The sequence below is a fragment of the Paenibacillus sp. FSL R7-0331 genome (assembly GCF_000758645.1).
Classification (GTDB): domain Bacteria; phylum Bacillota; class Bacilli; order Paenibacillales; family Paenibacillaceae; genus Paenibacillus_AQ; species Paenibacillus_AQ camerounensis.
Genome location: NZ_CP009284.1, coordinates 2,809,012 through 2,831,024, shown reverse-complemented (window position 1 = coordinate 2,831,024; position 22,013 = coordinate 2,809,012). Strand labels below are relative to the sequence as shown.

The 22,013-nt window shown below is 49.9% G+C and carries 17 protein-coding genes; 2 read left to right on the top strand and 15 right to left on the bottom strand.

Annotated features, from left to right (window positions below):
* Positions 1-34: 34 nt before the first annotated feature.
* Complete coding sequence (locus R70331_RS11595; RefSeq protein ID WP_052419031.1) at positions 35-1,105, bottom strand: rhamnogalacturonan acetylesterase; 1,071 nt, start codon at positions 1,103-1,105, stop codon at positions 35-37.
* Between the two features lie 210 nt (positions 1,106-1,315).
* Between R70331_RS11595 and R70331_RS11590 the strand changes: the two genes are divergently transcribed.
* Both R70331_RS11590 and R70331_RS11585 read left to right on the top strand, forming a co-directional pair.
* A complete protein-coding gene (locus R70331_RS11590; protein WP_042175541.1) occupies positions 1,316-1,714 on the top strand; it encodes a cytidine deaminase in 399 nt (132 codons plus the stop codon).
* A 131-nt stretch (positions 1,715-1,845) separates the two neighbouring features.
* Positions 1,846-2,646: an AraC family transcriptional regulator gene (locus R70331_RS11585; RefSeq protein WP_042175539.1), complete on the top strand. Its 801-nt coding sequence runs from the start codon at positions 1,846-1,848 to the stop codon at positions 2,644-2,646.
* Positions 2,647-2,854: 208 nt separating this feature from the next.
* Here the strand turns inward: R70331_RS11585 and R70331_RS11575 are convergent, their stop codons facing one another.
* The 14 genes from R70331_RS11575 to R70331_RS11510 all read right to left on the bottom strand — a co-directional run bounded on the left by R70331_RS11575 (position 2,855) and on the right by R70331_RS11510 (position 22,001).
* Positions 2,855-4,015: a glycoside hydrolase family 27 protein gene (locus R70331_RS11575; RefSeq protein WP_042175535.1), complete on the bottom strand. Its 1,161-nt coding sequence runs from the start codon at positions 4,013-4,015 to the stop codon at positions 2,855-2,857.
* A 306-nt stretch (positions 4,016-4,321) separates the two neighbouring features.
* Positions 4,322-5,188: a protease modulator HflC gene (gene hflC / locus R70331_RS11570; protein WP_042175532.1), complete on the bottom strand. Its 867-nt coding sequence runs from the start codon at positions 5,186-5,188 to the stop codon at positions 4,322-4,324.
* Positions 5,185-6,207, bottom strand: coding sequence for an FtsH protease activity modulator HflK (gene hflK / locus R70331_RS11565; protein ID WP_081947842.1), 1,023 nt, complete (start codon positions 6,205-6,207; stop codon positions 5,185-5,187). The genes hflC and hflK overlap by 4 nt, the downstream gene beginning before the upstream one ends.
* 134 nt (positions 6,208-6,341) lie before the next feature.
* Positions 6,342-9,518 (bottom strand): DUF8487 domain-containing protein, encoded by a 3,177-nt coding sequence (locus tag R70331_RS11560; protein ID WP_042175531.1) that lies wholly within the window; start codon positions 9,516-9,518, stop codon positions 6,342-6,344.
* Between the two features lie 27 nt (positions 9,519-9,545).
* On the bottom strand, positions 9,546-11,606 hold the full coding sequence (locus tag R70331_RS11555) for a beta-galactosidase (RefSeq protein WP_052419029.1): 2,061 nt from the start codon (positions 11,604-11,606) through the stop codon (positions 9,546-9,548).
* Positions 11,607-11,923: 317 nt separating this feature from the next.
* A complete protein-coding gene (locus R70331_RS11550; protein WP_042175529.1) occupies positions 11,924-13,234 on the bottom strand; it encodes an alkaline phosphatase family protein in 1,311 nt (436 codons plus the stop codon).
* Between the two features lies 1 nt (position 13,235).
* Entirely contained in the window at positions 13,236-14,462 is a 1,227-nt protein-coding gene (locus tag R70331_RS11545) for an MFS transporter (protein ID WP_042175528.1), read from the bottom strand.
* 95 nt (positions 14,463-14,557) lie between these two features.
* Entirely contained in the window at positions 14,558-15,022 is a 465-nt protein-coding gene (locus tag R70331_RS11540) for a DUF8821 family protein (protein WP_042175526.1), read from the bottom strand.
* A gap of 160 nt (positions 15,023-15,182) precedes the next feature.
* Positions 15,183-16,979, bottom strand: a complete 1,797-nt coding sequence (locus R70331_RS30490) for an ABC transporter ATP-binding protein (RefSeq protein ID WP_052419028.1) — start codon at positions 16,977-16,979, stop codon at positions 15,183-15,185.
* On the bottom strand, positions 16,948-18,732 hold the full coding sequence (locus R70331_RS11530; RefSeq protein WP_042175523.1) for an ABC transporter ATP-binding protein: 1,785 nt from the start codon (positions 18,730-18,732) through the stop codon (positions 16,948-16,950). The genes R70331_RS30490 and R70331_RS11530 overlap by 32 nt, the downstream gene beginning before the upstream one ends.
* Entirely contained in the window at positions 18,729-19,202 is a 474-nt protein-coding gene (locus R70331_RS11525; RefSeq protein WP_156131111.1) for a hypothetical protein, read from the bottom strand. The genes R70331_RS11530 and R70331_RS11525 overlap by 4 nt, the downstream gene beginning before the upstream one ends.
* A 12-nt stretch (positions 19,203-19,214) precedes the next feature.
* A complete protein-coding gene (locus R70331_RS11520; RefSeq protein WP_042175520.1) occupies positions 19,215-20,750 on the bottom strand; it encodes a radical SAM/SPASM domain-containing protein in 1,536 nt (511 codons plus the stop codon).
* Positions 20,731-21,756: a biotin synthase BioB gene (locus R70331_RS11515; RefSeq protein ID WP_052419027.1), complete on the bottom strand. Its 1,026-nt coding sequence runs from the start codon at positions 21,754-21,756 to the stop codon at positions 20,731-20,733. Before R70331_RS11515 ends, R70331_RS11520 begins: the two co-directional genes overlap by 20 nt.
* Positions 21,753-22,001, bottom strand: a complete 249-nt coding sequence (locus tag R70331_RS11510) for an acyl carrier protein (protein WP_042175518.1) — start codon at positions 21,999-22,001, stop codon at positions 21,753-21,755. Before R70331_RS11510 ends, R70331_RS11515 begins: the two co-directional genes overlap by 4 nt.
* Positions 22,002-22,013 lie beyond the last annotated feature (12 nt).

Sequence of the window (22,013 nt, the reverse complement as noted above, 5' to 3'; positions counted from 1 at the left end):
CACCGCAAATCCCCGGCTGCAAGAGGTTCTATACTCACAGTGGTGCAACATACCGGCTCAGTCTCTGCTCCCCGCTCTGAAGAATCGCTTCTGCCACCAGCCTTGCTATCTGAATAGCGCCCGTCTCCGAGAAGTGAGTGTTATCCTGTGCCCCCTCCGGAAGATTTGGATATCGGCCCGGCTCTGCCCACAGGAATATGTCCTTGGTCCGTTCTTCGCCAAGCTCCTCAAAGTACGTTTTACTTAAGCCTGCCAGATCCGCAAACGGCACGGCTTCACGTACAGCAAGCTGCCGCATCGCTTCAATATAATCGCCATGGGTATTGCGGATAGAGCCGTCCGGTTCGAAGAACCGGCGGTGCATGGGCGCTACAAGCACAGGATATGCCCCGGCGGTGCGGGCAAGCTCAACATGCTCCTTCAAGTATTGCTGGTAGGTGGTGAACGGTCCTTCGCCCTCCTCCTTTTCCTTCTCATCATTGTGGGCAAATTGAAGGAGCAGGAAGTCGCCTTTACCGATTTTTTTAGCAATCCGCAGCAGCCGGCTCTCTTGGATAAAGGTCTTGGCGCTTTTCCCGGAACGCGCATGATTGGCTACCGCTATCCCTTCATTCAGATACAGCCCGATCATCTGGCCCCAGCCTGAATAAGGGAATTGGCCGGACGGCTGATCCGTCACTGTGGAATCTCCGGCAAGATACAGGGTAGGAATACCGGCTGCCCGCTCTACCTTCACATGCTGTACAGCAGGCGCTGCTCCGCCAAAGGCCAGCTTTAACTGACCGTCATCAACATGGACAGCGAATGTTCTGGTCATAAGCTCACCAGCCCCTGTATTCATATCAAGCAGCTTTATCCGGCCAAGCCCTTCTCTTACTGTCGTAACGGCGGACCTATCCGCCGAGCCGATCTGCAGCGTCACCCTATAATTGCCGTTAGGCACATCCATCAGGAGCGTCGGTACCCCTTCTGCAAAATAATCACCGGGCCACGAATCCCTCAAATCTTCATTTTTCGAGCCTCCCGCTGCTGCAGCATAACCGTAGCCTTGTTCCCTGTCATAGCAGCTGTCAGCTGCCGGTGTGAACGAATAACCGAACTTCATAAGCAAAGCCCCCATCTTTTTCGTCCAGCTTAATCCATCCGTTGTAATTCCGGCAATCAGACTTTTTTGCAGCCTTTGCACTTTTCTTTTTTTAATTACGCATTGACAATAAGTTCTTCAATCTATAATATTAGAAGTCCTGCCGGCTGTCTGCCGGCGATAAGGGAACCTGATTATAGAGGTTCATTCTTATTGAAAAGGGTGGTTTGTATGAATAAAGAGCAACTGATGGAAAGCGCACGCAGCGTTAAAAAATCCGCTTATATGCCTTACTCCAAATTCCCGGTCGGTGCCGCATTATTGCTGAAAGACGGTACTGTCATTAACGGAGTTAACGTAGAAAATGTATCGTTTGGGGCAACGAATTGCGCAGAGCGGACCGCTATTTTCACGGCTGTTACTAACGGCTATACCAAAGGTGATCTCCAGGCAATTGCCATTGCAGGGGATACGGAGAATTACTTGCCTCCTTGCAGCATCTGCAGACAGGTAATGGCGGAATTCTGTTCACCTGATATGCCTGTATATTTGACTAATAACAAACGGGATATCCTCGAATTGAAGCTGAGGGAATTACTGCCTTACGCTTTTACTGAGCTGGATATGTAATAGACCAAGCTGTAAAAGAAGCTGCGCAACTATGCGCAGCTTCTTTTTGAACAGATGCTCCCGAAAAGAATTAAATGTGGCTAATCAAGGCGAAAGTGAACTGAAAACTCAACAGGATACGGGTGCTGACTATGGATGCTATGTATTACAGCTTCACCGAGGGCTCAATGAGTAAAGGAAACGGATATAAGCCTGCAAACTTACATAAATGGGGGCCTGGTGTCCGTGATGTGTATGCCCTTCACTACATTGTCAGCGGCAAGGGCTTTTTAAAAACCGGTCAGACTACTTTTCCAGTGCAGACGGGAGAAAGCTTTATTATTTTCCCGCACATGGAGGTGTATTATTATCCTGATCCCCTGGACCCGTGGGAATATTACTGGATTGAGTTTAGCGGGCCGGAGGCCTCCCGGCTGCTGCCGATGATTAGCATTACACCTGACCATCCGGTCCTGAAGGCCTCTCCGCAGGATTTTCAGCCAATGTTTCAAATGGTTAAAACTGCCGGAACAGCACCGTTTGAACGGGAACGTGCGGATGCAGGATTACAGCTGCTTTTATCCTATTACATGGAATACTATCCCAGCTCCCGGGCTGTCCTGAAAAAAGACTATGCCTTGTCAGCCAGAGATTATATTGAAAGCAACTACTGGAGGTCCTCCTTATCCGTTCTTGATGTCGTGGATTTTGTTAAGATTGAACGCAGCTATTTGTTCAGGCTGTTCAAGCAAGTGAACGGCATCTCTATTTCCGGCTATCTGACAGCCGTCAGGATTCAGCGTGCCTGTGAATTACTTGTTCATTCTGAATTATCCGTCAAGTCGCTGGCTTATTCCGTGGGCTACCAGGACCCGTTATATTTTTCAAAAGTATTCAAAAAAGCAACTTTGCATACTCCGTCTGAGTACAGGCAGGCCCATCGCAGCCCTTAGCGAAACAGCACACAGTTCCCGGATTCCCGAAAATATTGTATCAGCTGCTCAATGGGCTCTCGTCCGCATTTCAGCTGTTCGCCCAGACAATCTATACACAGGAAGTCTTTAGCATTTCGTGTAACAAGCTTCAGGTATATTGCCACATCATCGGTCATTAAGGGAACCCCGCAGGTTCTGCATGTCCTGTGTACACTCATGCTGCCCGTCACACCAGTTTCGCACGCACAATCAGACAATCGTGAGCAGCAACTACGGGAGCATATCTTTCTTTGAATACGCCGATCTCTTTGTGCTCCCAGCAGTCGTATAAGGACAACGATTTGCCCGAAGCATACGGGATTCCGACATCCCAGAATTGCAGCGAGATCTCCCTTTGACCGTCACTCAGATTGAAAAAGCCGATAGCAAGGTCTCCGTCTGTTAACACTTTTACCAGCATAAAGACATCATCTGTATGGAACCACTGCGGTTCCGGCTTAATGCGGTAGGCACCGCGCCCCTCTACATCCTGATTAATGGCGAGCAGATCCCTATTCAAAAGAATATCCTTGGTTTCCTGATTAGCGGTCCGGATATCACTGCCGATCATGAGCGGAGACCCCATCATGCACCATAACGAAAAATGGGTCTTGTACTCCGCATCGCTGCAGCCGCCGATCTGATTACCGATGAAGCTGCTGTTGCTGCCTCCATACATGCCGACGACCAGCATATCCAGATCATTATGACAAAATGACCCCGTATAGCGCGCTTTATCCAGCTGCGACAACGTCAGCTTTTTAACCGATTCCCAGCTGTCCTGAATATCCTCTGTAGACCGGTACATATGCGCTCCCGATTCGCGGATCCAGTGATATACGTTATCCTCACCCCAGTTGCATGCCGAGAACAGGATGTCCCTGCCGCAGGTTTTTAGCGCCAAGCTCATACGCTTGTACAGCAGCTCTCCTGAAATATGTCTGGGCTTAAAGCAATAATCATATTTCAGAAAGTCTACGCCCCACTCTGCCAGTAATGCCGCATCCTGGAATTCATGCTCAAAGCTCCCCGGATACCCCGCGCAGGTATGCGTACCTACACAGGAGTACATCCCGAATTTCAGCCCCTTGGAATGAATATAATCGGCAAGCGCCTTCATTCCACTCGGGAATTTCTCGGGATCGGCGACTAAATTGCCCTTTGCATCCCTTTCCTTCAGACTCCAGCAGTCATCAATTACAATGTACTCATATCCTGCAGCCTTGTATCCCTCTGCAACAAAGGTATCCGCGGCCTCCCGGATCAGCTGCTCATTAATGTCCCAGGTGAAGGTGTTCCAGGAGTTCCAGCCCAATGGCGGCTTTAAGCCAAGCTGTTGATTATTCATTTTTATTGTGCACCCTCTCATATAACTCAAATATAGAATCTTAGTGTATTTAAACATATCAGGCACGTGGTAACTATAGTCTTACGTTGCTTTTGCATCGACATTTGTTGCTTTGCGGAAAGAGCCGCCTTTAACAAGTAGAAACGGCTATGCCGTCCTTCAGAGAAGGCGGTAACCGTTCCTGCGAGAAATATAAGGATTATTGATAGCGTAAAACATATAAATTCTTATATTTCGAAAAAACAGCGGCCCTCCAGTAAAGGAGAACCGCTGCTTTGATTCTATGAAGCGTTTATTAGGGAAATGCTACTGCCCAAGCAGTATTTTGGCATATGGCGAATCAATCGGGATCATGATCACCGGCTCATTCTTCAGTGTGGTCACATAACTCTGCAGGGTACGGTAGAAGCTGTAGAACTCAGGAGACTTGCCGTAAGCCTGATTATAGATTCTGGCAGCTTCCCCTTCGCCTTCAGCGATAATTTTCTTGGAGTCTGCTTCGGCCTGGGCAATCAGCTCGGTAGAGGTACGGTCGGCCTTGGAGGTTATTTTCTTACTTTCCTCGTCACCTTCAGACAGATAGCGTGCAGCAATGGATTGGCGGTCCGAAATCATCCGGTTGTATACACTTTGCTTGTTCTCTTCAGGCAGATCTGTGCGTTTAATCCGTACATCAATAACTTCAATCCCGTAATTATCACGGGTAAGGGCGGAAATGACGTCTTTGGTGATCTCATCGTTAATATTGCCCCGTCCGGTGTCTTCACTGATAATATTTTCGTAATTGACCTCAGACAGCTTCCGGCGCACCGAGTTATAGACTGCTTCGTCAATACGCTGAATTCCGCCGCCTACAGATTGTACGGTTCTCAGGAACTGTGAGGCGTTGGTAATTCTCCATACGGTATAATTATCAACCACAATTGGCTTCTGATCCTTGGTCAAAATGCTCGTTGGCGAGCTTTCGTACGTCATCTGATATTTAGGAAGTGCTGAGACATTCTCGATAAAAGGGATTTTCAGCTTCAGGCCGGGCTCCTCAACGGCACGCATCGCTTCACCGAAACGGAGAACCACCTTATATTCACCTTCCTTCACTACATACATAGAGCCGGCAAGCAGTATGACTAGAATTACAGCTGATATCAGTGTGATGATCTGGTTTTTTTTCATTCTGCTGTTCCTCCTTGCGGTGCGGCTGAAGCAGACGGGCTGACAGAAGTACTGCGCATCAGCTCATTCAGCGGCAAATAATTCACAGTGTCACTATTCGAGTTGGTTATGAAGATCTTGGCACTAGGCAAAATGGTCTCCAGCGTCTCCAGAATCAGCCGGCTTTCGGTTACACTCTGGTTGTTGCTGTATTCGGCAAAAATCGCATTAAACTGGGCTACATCCCCCTGCGCATTAAGAATACGAGATTTCTTCTCGCCTTCGGCTCTCTCGAGCAGCGCCTGCGCTTCACCGCGTGCTTTCGGGATGATATCGTTCTCATATTTCTTGGCATTGTTGATCTTCGTGTTCTTCTCTTCACGGGCATTGGTTACCTCACGGAAGGCTTCCTCTACCTGGCCACTCGGCGGCTCAATATCCTGGAACTTGATATCAATGATCTGAATGCCGGTGTTATATTTTTTCTGCAGGTCGATGAGCAGCTCACGGACTTTATCCTGAATAACCGTCTTACCGTCTGTAATCGCATAATCCAGCTTCTCAGAACCGATAACTGCTCTAATGGATGAGCTGGCTGAGTTACGCAGGAATTGTTCCGGATCATCAATGTTATACAGATAATCACGGATATTGCTGATTTTCCATTGTACTACCGCATCGGCTGAGACGATATTCTCATCGCCCGTAATCATCATCGCTTCATCTTCAACGGCTACCGAACCCTCAGCCTCCTGACGGTACCCGATATGTATCCTCTGGGTCAGCTCCGCAGGCACTGTAATTACTTCCTGTATCGGATAAGGCCATTTGAAATGCAGTCCTGCTGAGGACTCATTCGTATATTTCCCAAAAGTCAGGATAGCTGCACGTTCCTGCTCCTGCACGGTATAAAAGGAGGTTGAGCCCAGATAAATCAACACCGCGGCAGCGGCTCCCCATATTCCGATCTTTTTGTAATTTCCCGGTTTCATCCCCGGCAGCTTGCGTCCCGGCACCGGATTCTCGCCATCCCCATTCATGAAATTCAAGATGCATCGCTCCTTTTTGCGTATTTAAGCCTATATTAAGATACATATACGTGAATAAAACAAAAAAGTCGCAAATTTCGCGACTTATTTCAAGCTTTCTGGATTTTACTGCATTTCTCTCCCGGCTAATTACCGAAAACCTCAAAAGAATAGTGTCCTGCACAACAATCCTTCGGCAATCCGTTGTAGAGAATTCTCACATATCTTCCGGCTGTTTCAAATCGGTCAGTCCGTATTTGGACGGTCGAGGTTTGACCGGTCTGGTTCGCGGCAACTTTCCATTCCGCCCCGTCAAGTGAAGTCTGAATAACGTACAGGAAGTTCCCCTCCTGCTGAAACTTCACACGGATTCCGGTAATCGAATATTCCTTACCTAAATCGACCTGCCACCAGTGGCCTTGAAGATCATCTTTCGCCAGCCATTTCGTATGGCCGATGCCATCATTCCCTTTGTGCGCTTCATGAGCACTGTCCTTCACACTGTCACTTGAGGCTGCCTTGCCCAAGGCCAGCTCACTCCCCCGTGGAGCCTGCATGGCTTCTGTTCCGGTAGAAGGCTCTTTCTTCTTCAGCAGTTCGCGCAGCTGGTCTGTTTCCAGAGATATTACCGGGTTAAAGGCATCAGAGGAAATATAGCTAATCAGGCTGTTCCGCAGCTGTGCCGCTGCAGGCCTGTCTGCCAGATTCTCTTCAATGCTGATGCCGCAGATCAGCAGTCTGCCTGCACCGACCGCATATTCCGTCAGACTCGTCAGCTTGCGGTTGTGATAGAAGTTAGGAATTGTCTGAACAATCGGGTTAAACGGAATATTGTCACTGATGACAAGGGATACTGAGTGGTCCAGCAGGTCTTTCCACTGATATTCCGCGTACTCGCTGGTAGGAAACCCGCCCAGCGCCGGATGTCCGGCATCCACATAAATTCCGCATGGATTCTCAGTGGCAAAGTGCACCGGACTCCAGAATACAGGATGGAACTTGCCGGGAGCCGTGTGCTCCAGCTCTGCAGCCCGGACTGTAAAGAGAACACGCTCTCCGGCCGCCAGCTTACGCAGAAGCTCATCATCCAGTGAGTCTGCAAGCGTGATCCCGGGCCCAATCTCCGTCTGTATTCCGCTCCCCGGATATACCCAGATTGGCCATTCATTCCGGATATCCGAACCGTCCAGCTCCAGCGTTACGGTTAACCGGTCACTTGACCGGACCTCCTTCAGCGCCTCTGATGTAAATTGGCCCAGGCTTATCCCGGAACCAAAGGAAATCTTCCCCGTCTCTATGAAGCTATGCTGCAGAACAGTTCCCTCTCCATTCTTAATGGTCCACTTAATGCAGGAGGGCTGCAGCTCAGCTTCACCAAAGTGGGCTATATCCACTTGTGCTGTAAAGATATCCTCATTCGTGTATACACGCTTCGGCATCCGGAGCAGCAGCACTGTCGGAGCACAAAATTCCCGGAATTGCCCTGGACCGATAAGTCCCTTGGACTGCCAGAATGCATTCAGGATACCTACCGTAGCTGTACTTTGCCCCGGAAAATCATGCAGGTCAAGCAGCTGGAAGCCGCCCAGCTCCGGCGTACGGAGTGCCGCTTCAATCTCCTCACGGTACAGCTGGAGCGCCAGCATTCCGGAGCCGTGCACAAGCTTGCGGATATCCCCGAGTAAGCCGTGTGCAGCCAAATCTGACCGGATAGCTTCCAGATTAACCGGACGCAGGGCACCGGTGTACAGGCCAATCTCCTCAACATCAGGATATACGGTGTATTGCCCCACTTCATGGGTAACAACAGGGACCGTCCTCCTGGAAACAGCTTCACGGAAATCAATCATGGTGGAGGCAGCCATCTCGTTCAGGAAGTACTGACCGCGTGCTCCGGCCTCATCCACCGTCTGGGCACAGAACAGATCATCAGCCGGGTCAAGCGGCCGGTCCCAGTTCGTCGTCAGTGTGTACAGCCTTCTGTTATCCTGAGCTTTCAAATCTGCCACCATCCGGTGAAGGAGCTCGAAATCACCGTTCAGCTCATTGCCGTTGCTGTAGATACAGAAAGAAGGATGATTGCCGTACGCCCCGATAATCCGCTGTGCCTCAAGAGGCAGGTAAGTATAATGCTCAGGATGTGATCCGGCAGGCCAGTTCCAGGTATCCATCCACATCGGGCTTTCAACCTGCAGATAGATTCCCATCCGGTCAGCCGCTTCGAACGCGGCTTGCGGCGGGCACCAGGAGTGGAAACGGATATGGTTTAATCCGTAATCTCTGGCTATCCCGAATAGGGTAAACCATGCCTCAATGTCCATCGGAGGATGGCCTGTCAGCGGGAAAATGCAGCATTCCAGCGTGCCCCTTAGGAAGACAGGTCTTCCGTTGACTTCAAGCAGCCGTCCGTTTCGCTCAAAGCTGCGCAAGCCGAAGGTGCAACTGCATCCGGTCCGCATCATTTCTGTGCCGAGTGCAACGTCCCCTTCAATCTTAAGCTCATATACATTGGGATTGAACTCGTCCCAGAACAAGGGCCCTTCCCCCATGTCATACAGCCATTCAAAGCTTACGTTTTCATTCGCAGCAATCTGCAATGGGTGCTCTGCCGCAGGAGCGGCATGGCCTGCAGAACCATGGCAGATCTTCGCAGCCACCCTAAACACTGCGGATGCTTCAATGCCGGAAGCGTTGTGACAGATGCCCTTCACCTTCACTGAACGCAGGCCGGGTTCAGGGTAAACCTGAAGATCTGTAATCATGAACCGCTCAGAGGCCTGCAGTTCGATTCGTCCGACGATTCCATTCCAGATGGATTGGGTCTCCTCAGTATATGCACTTGGAAAAGCACCGATATTCTGAACATCACGGTTATCGATCCGGATGGTAAACCGGTTCACCGCTCCAGGCTCTATTAACGGGGTTATGTCATATTCATGCGGAACGGACAGACTATCCTGCCTGCCGGCTGGCTGACCGTTCACCCATAACGCAGACTGGAATATGACCCGCTCCAGAAACACCTTGAACCGCTTGCCCGCCCATTCGGCCGGTACGCTGCACTCCAATTCATACCATGCCGCACCGTGATACATATAGCGCTGACGCAGGGAGCGTACAGCTTCCCGGTTCATTTCACCGTTCCACTCCTGCACCTCACCAATTCCGTTCAGTGTTAATGTACCGGGAAGACTCAGCAGCTGAGGACTGCCGGGTATATGGGAAGCGAACCACTCTTCGGGCTCCCCCTGGTCTTCAGGATCAAGCGCATAATGCCAACGCCCTGACAAATCAAGAATCTGGGTCTCTGCTGCAACGGACATTTGTCATCCTCCATTTATCGTGTGAACTCACTCCCTATAGAAATCATCACGGATTTCAGAAACGGCAAGATAACAGCTTTTCCCCTCCAGCAGCTTTGCCGGCACTCTCCAGCTTTCTCCGTAATAGTAACTGTCAGCAACCAGCTCTCCGTCTGCATATAGCTGTGCAACATCACCGTAATAATCAATATTTACAAAGCCTTGAGAGCCTGTAACCTTTATTTTCTGCCAGGAGACCTTACGCTCGCCGCCGATATGAAGCTCCTCTGCATATTTAGGTTCAAATGGAGCCTGTTCAACACCTTCGAGAGAGAGGACAGGTTCAGAGAAAGGCTTCTCGACAGTGCTATATGCAAAGCCATTGCCCTGCCAGTGCCAATAACCGAATGACCCATCGGCGATGGAACGGATTTCGCCGTCAGCCTTGTACAGGTCACACTTCTCTCCGACATAAAGTTCCCCATCCAGCTTGCGTAAATATTTGGCCTGCTCCCAAGTGAGTGTAATAACGCTGACATCATTCACCTGGAATGCTGACTCTATTCCGGCTTCAGGGGTGAATGTCCGTCCGTCCTCAAACTGATATTCCGCAGCAATCCCCGGGATCTGGGCGAAGAAATAGGTATTACCTAATCTGGATAGCGGCTGAGCTGTCGCAACCTTCAGCACATTCCCGGACAGATCCATCCGGAAAGGCATAAAGAAGCTGACCTCTCCGCACACATCAATCGCCGGGAAGATAACGGTCCCCGTGTCGATTACAGCACCCCGAACATCTTCGAGCTGCGAGAGTCTCTGGTAATGGTTGATAAAAACAAATCCGCTGTTACCATCCGTACGCATAACATACCGCAAGGATGTCGTATCATCCCGTTTCACGGTTTGCTCAGCCTCTACCCGGGTCATCGGGGCAAGGGCCTGGTCAAAGTCCTGCACAAACAGATGCAGCAGATTCAGCAGCCGGTACTGTCCCCGTGCTTCCCCATACTCTGAGAGCGCTGTCTGAAAATCATAGGAGAGCACCGGCAAATCATTCGGATAGCCCGTAGCCTTCGATTCCTGGAAGGTAGACAGCTTACCGATCTGATTCGTCCCGCCATGGTACATGTAATAACCGATCAGGTTGTTGCCGTCACCGAGCTTCACAAGTGAAATCGCGTAAATATCCATCTCTCTGATGACAGGTCTGCGGTGATGGGTCACCTGCACACCGCCGCCCAGTTCACAGGTTGCAAAAGGATAGCGTTCATACGGCAGCTGCCAATCACCGTCTTCTTCACTCCCGCGCGGAAGCAGATCCGCCCCGATTCCTGTATCGTTACGCATACCGGTAAAGAAATAATGCGGCGACGGCGGAAGCGGATTCAGATGATCCTCCCATGGGGCTTCACAGTAGCCTCCGAATACTGGAACCACCTCGTCAACAGGGATTTTGGCACCGGAGACCGCATTCCAGCCTGTTACAGTATAAATAGGCGCAATCATTCCGCACTCTATGGCCATCTCTTTCAATTTAGCCAGATGCTCTGCATCATTGGTCAGCTCGTTCTCGATCTGGACGGCAATGATATTACCCCCATCCTTATAAAAGAGGCCTTGAACCTGCTCCGAAATTTTCTCATACAGGATCTTGGCTTTGGCAAGATACTCCGGATTATTCTCGCGCAGCTTGTAGGGCTTCTCAAGCAGCCAATCCGGATATCCGCCGTTTCTGCATTCGCCGTGCGCCCATGGGCCGATGCGCAGAACAACTTCCAGGCCGGCCTTCTGGCTCTCCAGTATAAAAGCACGCAGATCATTGTCGCCGGAGAAATCGAATACTCCCTCAATCTCCTCATGGTATATCCAGAAGACATACGTAGACACAAGCGTTATACCGCCTGCTTTCATTTTGCACAGCTCATCATACCAGTCTTCTCTGGCATATCGGGAGAAATGGAATTCACCCATTACCGGAATGAACGGCTTGCCGCCACGCGTAATATATAAACTTGATACCTCAATCTTCTCTCCTGCAGGATTACTTCCTCCGAGATTTAAGTGATTGTGCAGGATCTCCGGCTGCTTATACTCTTTAAATGTATACATCTGTAATCTTCCTCTCTGCAAGCTCATTCAAGCTATCCCTAATGTAACGCAGTCCCTGACATAAGCCAATCGATCTTATTCGGCTATTCATGGATTATATTCTTGCTTGGCGGCCTCTTCTTGAAGCTCAGCTGGCTGCATTGCCATTGTAACGTAAAGAATAATTATGCCGTTAGGATTATAAGACTCAAAAACTAGTATAGAATGAACATTTCCGGTATTAGCGTATATAAGGCGCCCTGCTGCACTCCGCACACAAACAGCCCGCCGGCATAATCCCGGCAGGCTGTAAACATCAGACCTTCCTATCCTGTTGCTTATTCTGCTTCCGCAAAAATCTCCTCCAGCACCCGCCCGTCCCCGTGCCCGAAGGCTACTCCAAGAATTCGTCCCATTGTCGGGGCAATGTCGACCATTTCGAGTTCCCCGAAGGAAAAGTCCTGCCGGATCTGCCTGCCGGAGACAACGATATTGCAGCGGTAGCCGCTTTTATCAGGAGAATAGCCGTGTGTGGCATAACGGATGCCGTGTGCTGCCAGATCAACAATGAACGGCTGGTCCAGGCTTTCGTCGAAGCTGTAGCCCTTCCTGGCTTCCAGCATAACGCCGGTTACCGGACTGGCATGCAGGGAGTCCAGCTTATCTCTCGTATACACCTCTTCAACGCCTGACGCAGCATCCTCCATGTACTCTTTTACAGCTTCAAGGGCCAGCAGCTCCGCCTCAGCATCCCCCGGCCGGATATGCAGGTAAGCCGAACCGCCGCCGCACTGGAAGTATGCCCGCCATTTCCATTCGCCGTTCTCTTCATAGATCAGGCCCTTATCCTGCAAAAGTTTGTTCAAATGCACCTTGTACCGCACATTGAACTGCCCGTGATCCCCGAGCACCATAATTACCGTATCGTCCCTGATCCCGGCATCCTCGACAGCCTGCATAATCTGGCCAAGCCGGTTATCCATCCGCAGGATGACCTGCTTCACTTCCTCGCTGTCAGTCCCGTACTGATGCTTGGCATCATCGAGATCGATCAGATGCAGCATAAGGAGGTTGGGCTTTTTGCGCCTGATCGTATCCGCAGCACACTTTGTGGTGAAGTCATCCAGATAAGGCTGCTGAATCCCCTGCCTGATCTTTCCGTGCCTCAGCTCCATCTGGATCGAGTATAGCGGGCTGCCGCTGCGGAGCACTTTGAGCGCCTGATTCTCACCCTTCAGAGCCCGGATTTCCGGAATATTATATTGAATGGAGGACTTGCCGGACACCGGCCAGAGTATTCCTGCGGTGCTCATCCCCTGCTTGCGCACAGCATCATAGATCGTCGGAGCCTTAATCGCCTCACGGAACCAGAACCAGTGCTGATCCTCCTCCGGCACGAACGGCTGCAGCGGATTGTTGTGATGAATGCCGTGCTTATCAGGGTAGACACCGGTCGCAGTGGTCGTATGAACGACATAGGTAAGCGTCGGATACACGCTGCGCAGACGGTTGCTGTAAGCACCGTTCTGCATTAATTTTGCCAGATTGGGCAGACGGCTCGCCAGCTCCCAGTTGTCCTCCGAAAAGGCATCGTAGGAGATGACGATCAGATGCTTCGCTTTTGGCGTAAGCGCCGTGTTCGGTTCCATATTAATTCCCCTTAGGTAAGGTGATAAAGACAAACAAACCAATCAGAAACAGCGGAATGATCGACAAAATGCTGTAGCTGGCATTGCCCGTCAACGTAGTGGTTAGAGCCATCAGGGCAGGCCCGAGTATCGCAGCAAATTTTCCGAAAATATTATAGAACCCGAAGAACTCATTGGAGTTCTCCTTCGGAATGATTTTGGCGAAATACGACCGGCTGAGCGCTTGAATGCCTCCCTGGGCTGAACCGATCAGCGCTCCCAGAACGAAGATATGCCAGACAGAAGTAATGAAGAAGGCCGCAATACAGGAGATGATGTATGTAAAAATGCCGGCGATGATCATTTTGCGCGCAGAGTACTTTTTGGCCAGATTGCCATAGATAATCGCACACGGAAAGGCAATAATCTGAATAATAAGCAGAATCCCGAGCAGGGTAAACGTGTCCAGTGAGTCCGCACCAAGCACCGACGTTGCATACGGTACCACCATTTTGATGATCGTATCAACTCCGTCGATATAGAAGAAATACGCCAGCAGGAACACGAACACAATCTTATGCTGACGGATGTTGGCGAAGGTAAGCGCTAATCTTTTAAAGCTTTTGGCCACAGGCTTAGGCTCCGGCTCGATATAATAGCGCTGCTTCACATCGCGGATCATCGGCACGGTCAGCAGTCCCCACCAAAGCGCCGTAATGATGAATCCGATCTGGTAGCCGAAGGCTTTATCCATGCCCATCACAAATATCAGCAGCAGGCTGATCCCGAACGGAATGACACTGAAAATATACCCGAACGCAAAGCCCCTCGTCGAAACCTTATCCATCCGCTCATCAGCCGAAACATCCACCAGGAAGGAGTCATAGAAAATATTAGCCCCGGCGAACCCGATCGCTGACAGAATGTAAAAAGCAATCAGCAGCTGCCACTGCCCGCTATCCGGTGAGACGAACGCCAGTGAAGCCGTAGCCAAAATTCCGACCGCCGCGAAAAAGATAAAAAAGCGCTTCTTCCGGTCCTTATAATCGGCAATCGTCCCCAGGATCGGGCTGAGTATCGCCACCAGTATGCTGGCAATCGAATTAAAGTAGCCCAAATCCATGCTGCTGTCCACATTGTTGAACATGCCGAACACAATCGGCAGCAGCGCCGTCGTCACCGCCATCGAATAGGCCGAATTGCCGCAGTCATACAGAATCCATGATTTCTCCTCTTTGCTCAGCTTCATCTAATCTTCTCCTCTTTATAACCGAATGTTTCTGTTATATCACGTGAAGATATGGAGCATGTTAAGCGGGTGTTAAATCGTGGAAGCTGCCCTGCTCAGTACTCTCCTTTGATCACAAAAAAGGACCCGCGGATCGTTCCGGCCAGCTTCGATTTCTGCCGCGCGAACTTGAACTTCTCCTCCAGTTCCTTGGGCACGTCCATTCCCTCGGACAGCTTGAAGCCGACAGCCCGCTTCTTCGGGTCATCTACGGTGTACATTACATTAATGGCAAGGCCGTCCTCATAGAAGACATAGGTAAACCGGATATTTTCCACCTGAAAGCTTGAGGTTTCCAGCGGCTTGGCGGCAAACTCGATATTGCGCTCATTCTTCAGAATCCGGTTCGCATAGTCAAGGTCTTCCTGGCTTTCACCTGCCGGTACGGTTGTGAACACATGCTTGTACTTGTTCATAAAATAACGCGCTTCATTCGCCCGCAATCCGGCCAGCGCCTCTGCCACAGGAGACGATTCCAGCCCCACTGCAGACACCTCATTGAAATCAACGGTATATGGCATGTCTATTCCCCGCTTCTATATTATTTTATTTACAGATTTACTATTAACAAATGCAGCTACATATATCCGAACCGTATATTCGACAGCAATGCTGTTAAATCCTTCATTTTTTAAGTAAACTGTCACGACAAAAAAAGCAGCCCTTCAGAGCTGCCTGTCACTAAGTCCGATTAGCTGTTACAACGGGACCGCTTGATCCCATTCCATTCTCAAACAGCAGCCGGTAGAGGGTATTCTCCAGCCATAGTTTCTGATGCTTGCCCTGATCCGCGATCTGCCCGTTGTCCAGCAACAGAATTTCATCCGCGTACATTACTGAGGAAAGACGGTGGGCAATAATAATTACGGTACGGTCAGACGGCAGCTTGGCAAAGGTCTGATGAATGGCTGCCTCTGTAATATGATCAAGCATAGAGGTCGCTTCATCCAGAATAATGATTTTGGCATTCGACAGCAGCACTCTGGCCAAAGCAAGCCGCTGCTTTTGTCCGCCGGACAGCTGTACCCCCTTTTCTCCGATAACTGTATCATAGCCATGGGTCAGCTTTCCGATATACTCTTCCATCTCGGCCAGCCTGCAGGCTTCTTTGATTTCCGCTGTTGAAGCGGCTGGCCTGGCCAGCTTGACGTTCTCCAGGATAGACATGTTAAAAATGGCCGGATTTTGCATGACTACACCAAAAGATTTACGCAATTCGGCTTCACCAATCTGCTGTAGCTCCCGTCCGCCCACTTGGATGTTTCCATGAGAAGGCTGACAGATTCTGAGCATCAATTTGATTATTGTGCTTTTGCCGGAGCCGCTCCTGCCGACAAGTGCTATCCTTGCCCCAGGTTGAACAGCAAATGAAATATCCCTCAGCACAGCGGAACCTTCATCATTATAACGGAAAGAAACGTTTTTAAATTGCAGGACAGGAAGATGATTCTGATCTGCCGTTGGCTTCACTCTAGTTTTATTTTTTGTATCTGGCGTTTCAGCCAGCATGGAGGAGATTTTTTCAAGACCGGGCACATCGCCGTTAAACTGCATATCAAAATCGTTGATAGCTCTTAATTGCGTAAACAGCATTTCATAATACTTCATAAACACCAGCAGGCCGCCGATCGTCATTTCTCCGTGAAAGATTAGCAGGCCGCCGAGAAAATAAAGATTCATTCTTGTAATAAAAAGGTCCTTGAACTCCTGAAGGACACGGTTGAGAAACCAGTACATTTCTTTTTGAAAAAAAACTTTGCTCATCGCATGCCAATAGCCTGTGAATTTGAGCGAACTCCGCTTCTCCATCCGGTTGATCTTAATTTCCCGCCAGCTTTGGATGGATTGCTGAAGCCACCCCTCGTACTCCCCGTAAATCTGCCGGTAGCTTGAGGAAACCTCTCTTGCCCGGATGCCAAGCTTACCCGTAATCCAGAAGGAGACCGGCACCATAAGCAAAGCGACCAGTGCCAGCTTCCAGCTGAAGACCGCCATCATGGCTGCACCCGCCAGCAGGTATGCAAAGCTATAGCCGTACTCCATGATCTGCACCTTGAACAAACGGTCCACCGCATCCGTATCCTGGTCCATTCTCCCCTTCAGATCCCCTGTGTTCAGCTGGCTATACGTACTGAGCGGTATGTTGAGATATCTGTTCCATAAAGCTGTGCGTATAGCAAACGTTACACGGTTCGTAAATTTGTTACCCACAAAGGTTTGTCCGCCCGTAACGATAGACTGCATAACATATACAGCAACATAACCGGAACAAATCAGCCAAAGCGCCTTTATTTCATGCTGTACTATAACCCTGTCAATCAGGAGCTTGAACAGTAAAGGTGAGACCAGCCCTAAACCAAGCAGCAGTATCTTACAACCGGCGAGCATACCCAGCTCATTACGGCGGGGCTGCAGTTCAGCCTTGAAAGCCTTGATGTAATGTAGCTTAAGCCTGATATTGTGCTGCAGTTTCTTCATGATTCATCCCCAATCCGTTTTCCGCATATTGCTCATAAAAAAGCCGGCGGTAGATTTCACTGTCAGACAACAGCCGCAAGTGATGATCATAAGCAACGATCCGCCCGTTATCCAGGACCGCTACCTTGTCAGCGCTTAATATCGTGGACAGCCGGTGGGCAATAACAATAGCCGTCCTGCTCCCGCCAAGGTTATTCCATTGGGCCCGCACAGCCTTCTCTGCTTCACCGTCGAGTGCCGAGGTGGCCTCATCGTATATAATGATCGGAGCTGGCCGCAAAAAGGAGCGAGCCAGAGATATGCGCTGCTTTTGTCCCTCCGACATTCTCAGTCCGTGGTCTCCTTCAATCAAGGTGTCCAAGCCCTCGGGCAGTGTCCGTATGTATTCTGAAATGAATGCCTGCTCACAAGCAGTCCACAGTGCCTTGTCCTCCTGATAAACGCTTCCCCAAAGTAAATTTTCGCGCAGTGTGCCTGCAAAGAGAAAGGTTTCCTGTGCGCTGGTGCTGACTACCTGACGAAGGGACCGCAGGCTGCATCGGCTGATGGGGGTTCCGTCAACCCTGATTTCTCCCGAATCGGGCTTATAGAGACCCAGCAGCAGAGAAGCCAATGTGGTCTTCCCGCTTCCGCTTTTGCCTACAAGAGCCACCGTCGTTCCGCCCTCCATAACAAGGCTCAGGTTCTGTAAAACCGGAGTTTCGGGGGTATAGCTGAAGGAAACGTTGTCAAATTCGATATTTCCCTTTGTCACCCGCAGACCGGGTAAATCTGATCCCTTATTCTCTTCGGGCTCCTGAAGCAGAGAGATAACCCGGTCTATCGCCACTTTATTGCGCTGAATACTGCGGCTTGCGCCGCTAATTCTTTGCAGCAGCTCACCACCCTTGGAGAAGTATTCCATACTTGCAATAAAGACGCCGAGCGTCAGCTGCTGATGGATAATGAGATAGCATGCCGTAATATACAAAGCAAGGTCAGAACAAAGACTGATTAACCCTACCGTTCTTTCAGAGATCCATTCCAGCTTACTTGAGCTGTTCTTAACACGCATATATTGGATCAGCATATGTACAAATGTTCTGGAGCTGTACTTTCCGGCCCCCAGCAGCCTGATATCCTGCAAGCCTGCCAGCATTTCAAAGCACCAGCTCATCAGTGAGCCATATTGCTCTCTCTGCTCCGTCAGTCTGGTCCGTAATCTCCGGTTAAACAGCACCGTTACAAAAACAACCGCCGGAACGGCCACCAGCATCAGAAGCCCTAAATAAAAGCTTGCATACAGCACAAAAGCTACTGCTGTCAGCAAACGGAGGATATTAGCTGCTAGAAAAAAAACATTCAGATGGATGAAGGCCAAGACTTCTTCGGTATCCCGGTTAATAATGGTCATTAGATCACCGGATTTGCTTGCAGTGAAAAATGCCGGCCGCAGTGACAGCAGCTTATCATAAAGCGTCTTACGGATATCAAACGAGAACCGGGTAGCCAGATAAGCCCAGGCACTGTTAAAGCAGATATGCAGACATTGCTCTCCGGCAAAAACAGCGCCATACAAAATCACGATATATTTCAAGAACTGGAGATTCCTCTGATAGAACACTTCATCTATAAGCATTCCGAAGATATAGGGATAAACCATGCCGATTACAGAAGTAACCACAACGCAGATGAACAAATTGATGAAACTCCACCTGTACCGGCGGATAATCGGCCACAGCGGTTTCATCTGCGTATAAATTGTTTTCCTCATAGGCGTTCTCCCTTATGAATCATTTTGAACCACAAGCTTCGTTGCCCCTGGGGAATTTCCACATAGACCTGCTGTCCGGAAAGTGCCTTGCCGGATTCTGTATTGGCCCGTGTCCATTCGCTGCGGCTGATTTCAAGCTCGACAGTACTCCGGCCCGGTTCGGCCTGCACCGCTACGACCGTTCCCGTATATCGCCTTCCGTCCGCACTTAAATACCAGCTTGCAGTATCGCTGATTTCAATATAGGAACTGTCATAATTCCCCTTTAAGCGTACAAGCATATATTCCTCCGACAAAGATGCCGAGCCGCTGACCGTTACATAATGTTGCAGAAGGAGGCCGTTCGCCCAAATGAATAAGCCTCCGCATAGTCCTGCAATGATTAGCAACGCCGCTATCGGCGTTCTGATAAACAGATAAGAGAATCCGTTCCACAGCCGCCGGTTCTTCTTTCCTTTTGCAGCATTCATAGGCGGCCCCATCTACTTATTAAGCAGCTCTTGCCGGTAGGAAGCAAGCAATTCAGGGGCAATTCCCAGCTGCGCAGCATATCTTACACATAAATAGGAAGGTCCGAAAAAATCACCCAAAGCAATCTCAGATGCGATTCTGCACTTCTTGACAGTCGGCCCGCATTGGTCAAAATGTTCACATTGGCTGCAGACCGTCAGCTCATTGCGGCTCATTACTTTTCTTACCCGGTTCATCCCCTCGGAATTCCAGACTTCAAGCAGCGAATTTCGGGTAACATTTCCGCAGTGATCAACCGGACGGGCCGAATTCGCATAAATCATGCAAGGATACACATCCCCGTTATAATCAACAAACATCTGGCTCACACCGCCATCACAATTCATTAAGACATCCTTATCCCTTTTAACAACATCATAATTGCCGCCCTCCATGCGGTTTCCGCTGAGAATACCGTTCAAGAAAGCTTCGGCGTTCTTCCGGGCCAGGGAGGGCTTCTCCTGAAAGAGTCCCGTGGGAAAATAGGGGTCGCTGTAATACAACTCGACTCCAAGCTCCAGGCCGGAAAGCTCACTGACTCTATGCAAGTAACGGAGCCGGCTGTCCCACTCCAGCTCAAGCTCTTGAATCTGCGGATTCCGGTCAAAGTTGAATACGGGGTGCAGATACAGACTCCCGACGCCATTCTCGCGGCAAATGGCGATTAACGAATCCAGTTCAGAATACAGCTCCGCTGTAGCCATACTTTCAACGGCAGCAACAGGTATTCCCCGGCGGTTAAGCTGCTCCAGTGACCCGATGATCCGGTTAAAGCTTCCAGTGACGCCCCGGACACCGTCATGTGTTTCCGGGGTTCCTCCATCCAGGGAAACATGCAGCTTTAAGCCGCCGGGTTTCTGCTCCTGTATGCTCCGGAACAGGGTTAGCCACTTCTCATTGATGAGCATGCCGTTGGTATATAGAATTACCGTGTAGCTTCTATTCAAAGAATCCTCAATAACGGTATAGATCGATTGCCACAGCAAAGGCTCTCCGCCCGATAGAACTACATTCTCCACACCGCAGGCATCTGCCTCATCCAGAAAAGCTTGCATATCCTCGAACCGCAGAATATCCTGCTGCTTATAGTGCTTGTCAGATACAATGCAGTGCTTGCAGCGTAAATTACATTTAGGGGTACAGTTGAACATAATGGTCCGGGGAATCATCGGTATTCCCTTTAGACGCTCTTCGGAGCTGCCCGTGAGCAGCCTGGCCTGCCCGGAAGCCGGCCCGCCCAATAATAAATCCTGGGCAGTCAGCCAATCTAAAACCGCCTGAAGCTCCTCTTCGTCCCCCCCGTACCGGCTCAGCAGCTCAGCGTACTCCAGAGGCTGCATCAGCTCTGTCAATAAGCTGAAGGCCTCCGTTTCCAATACCGTTGTCCTTCTATTCTCAGTGTCACGTACATAGTAAGATGGGTTCAACGGAAGCCCGGCAGGCGCTCCTGCATTCCGCACCGCCTGATCGACCAGAATCAGTGAAGGCTTAGCTTGATATACTCTCATGATTAGTCTCCTTAGAAATAGCATTCGGTCCTGCCGCTGGCTTGCGCAAATCAGCAGCGGCCTGAAGTCCGGCGCCTGCGATGGTCTGCAAAGCGTGTCCGAGGGTGACTACAAAGCGATTTTCACCGTAGATATGATATTTCCCGGATTCCTGTTTGGGTGTGTAGTTAACCGTGATTACATTCGCTCCGGCATTCAGTCCGGCAATTTGTCCTCCCGCCCTGACTTTTTCCAGAGCGCTTACGGAAGGGATCAACCATTCAGGTTGTAAAATCCGCATAATAGATATAGCATTCAGCGACAAATCAATCGAACCGCTGCTGTAATGCTCAAGGGGAGTGTGCGGAGCCGGCAAAAAAGGCGACACACTGCACATATGCACATTCAGTGATTTAGCCAACAGAATATCGTCAGCGATACTGTCGATGGTCTGGCCGGGCAAACCGATAATCATTCCGGTGCCCACCTCATAACCGGTCTCAAGCAGCATCTGAATCGCCTCAATCCTTTTATCCAAAGCCTCATGCCGGAGCCGCTCATGATTGATGTGATCACTTGTTTCAAATTTCAGAATATAACCGTTCGCACCCTGCTCGAATAAGTAAGCATACTCCGCAGCCGTCTTCACACCCAGGTTCAGAATAATATTCACTTCATCCCGGTACATGGAGCGGATCTTGCGGATGGCACCTCCTGCTATCCGGGTATTTGCCGGATTTTCCCCGCCCTGCAGGAACACTGTACGGATTCCGCAATCTGTCATTTGCTCAACCGCCCCCAGGATTCCCACCTCGTTCAATGTAAACAGCGAGTTGTTTTTCAGGTTATCCCGCCGCATCGGGCAATAATCGCAATTGCACAGGCAGAGATTACATACCTCAACGACTCCTCTAATACTGACTCCTTCCGGAAACTGTTTATCTCTGACCCCTTTCGCTGTGTCATAAAGCATCTGCTGCTCTTCTCCGTCTGCCGTTAAGAGTTGAATGATTTCATCTTTATTCAAGCGTTATCCCCCGCCTTCACCTGATTACGATCCATATAGTCAATGACATCACCAATCCGCTGAAAAGACAGTAAATTCTGATCAGGAATACTACAACCAAGCCTGTTCTCCAGTTCTGTAACGAAAAAGAATATATCAAAGCTGTCGAGACCCAATTCCCGCAGCTTCGAGTCTTTATGAATTCCTGCCGTTTGTACAGAAAATTTGCGTTCTAAAAGCTCATAAATAAATTCCTGGGATTTCATACCGGGCGCCTC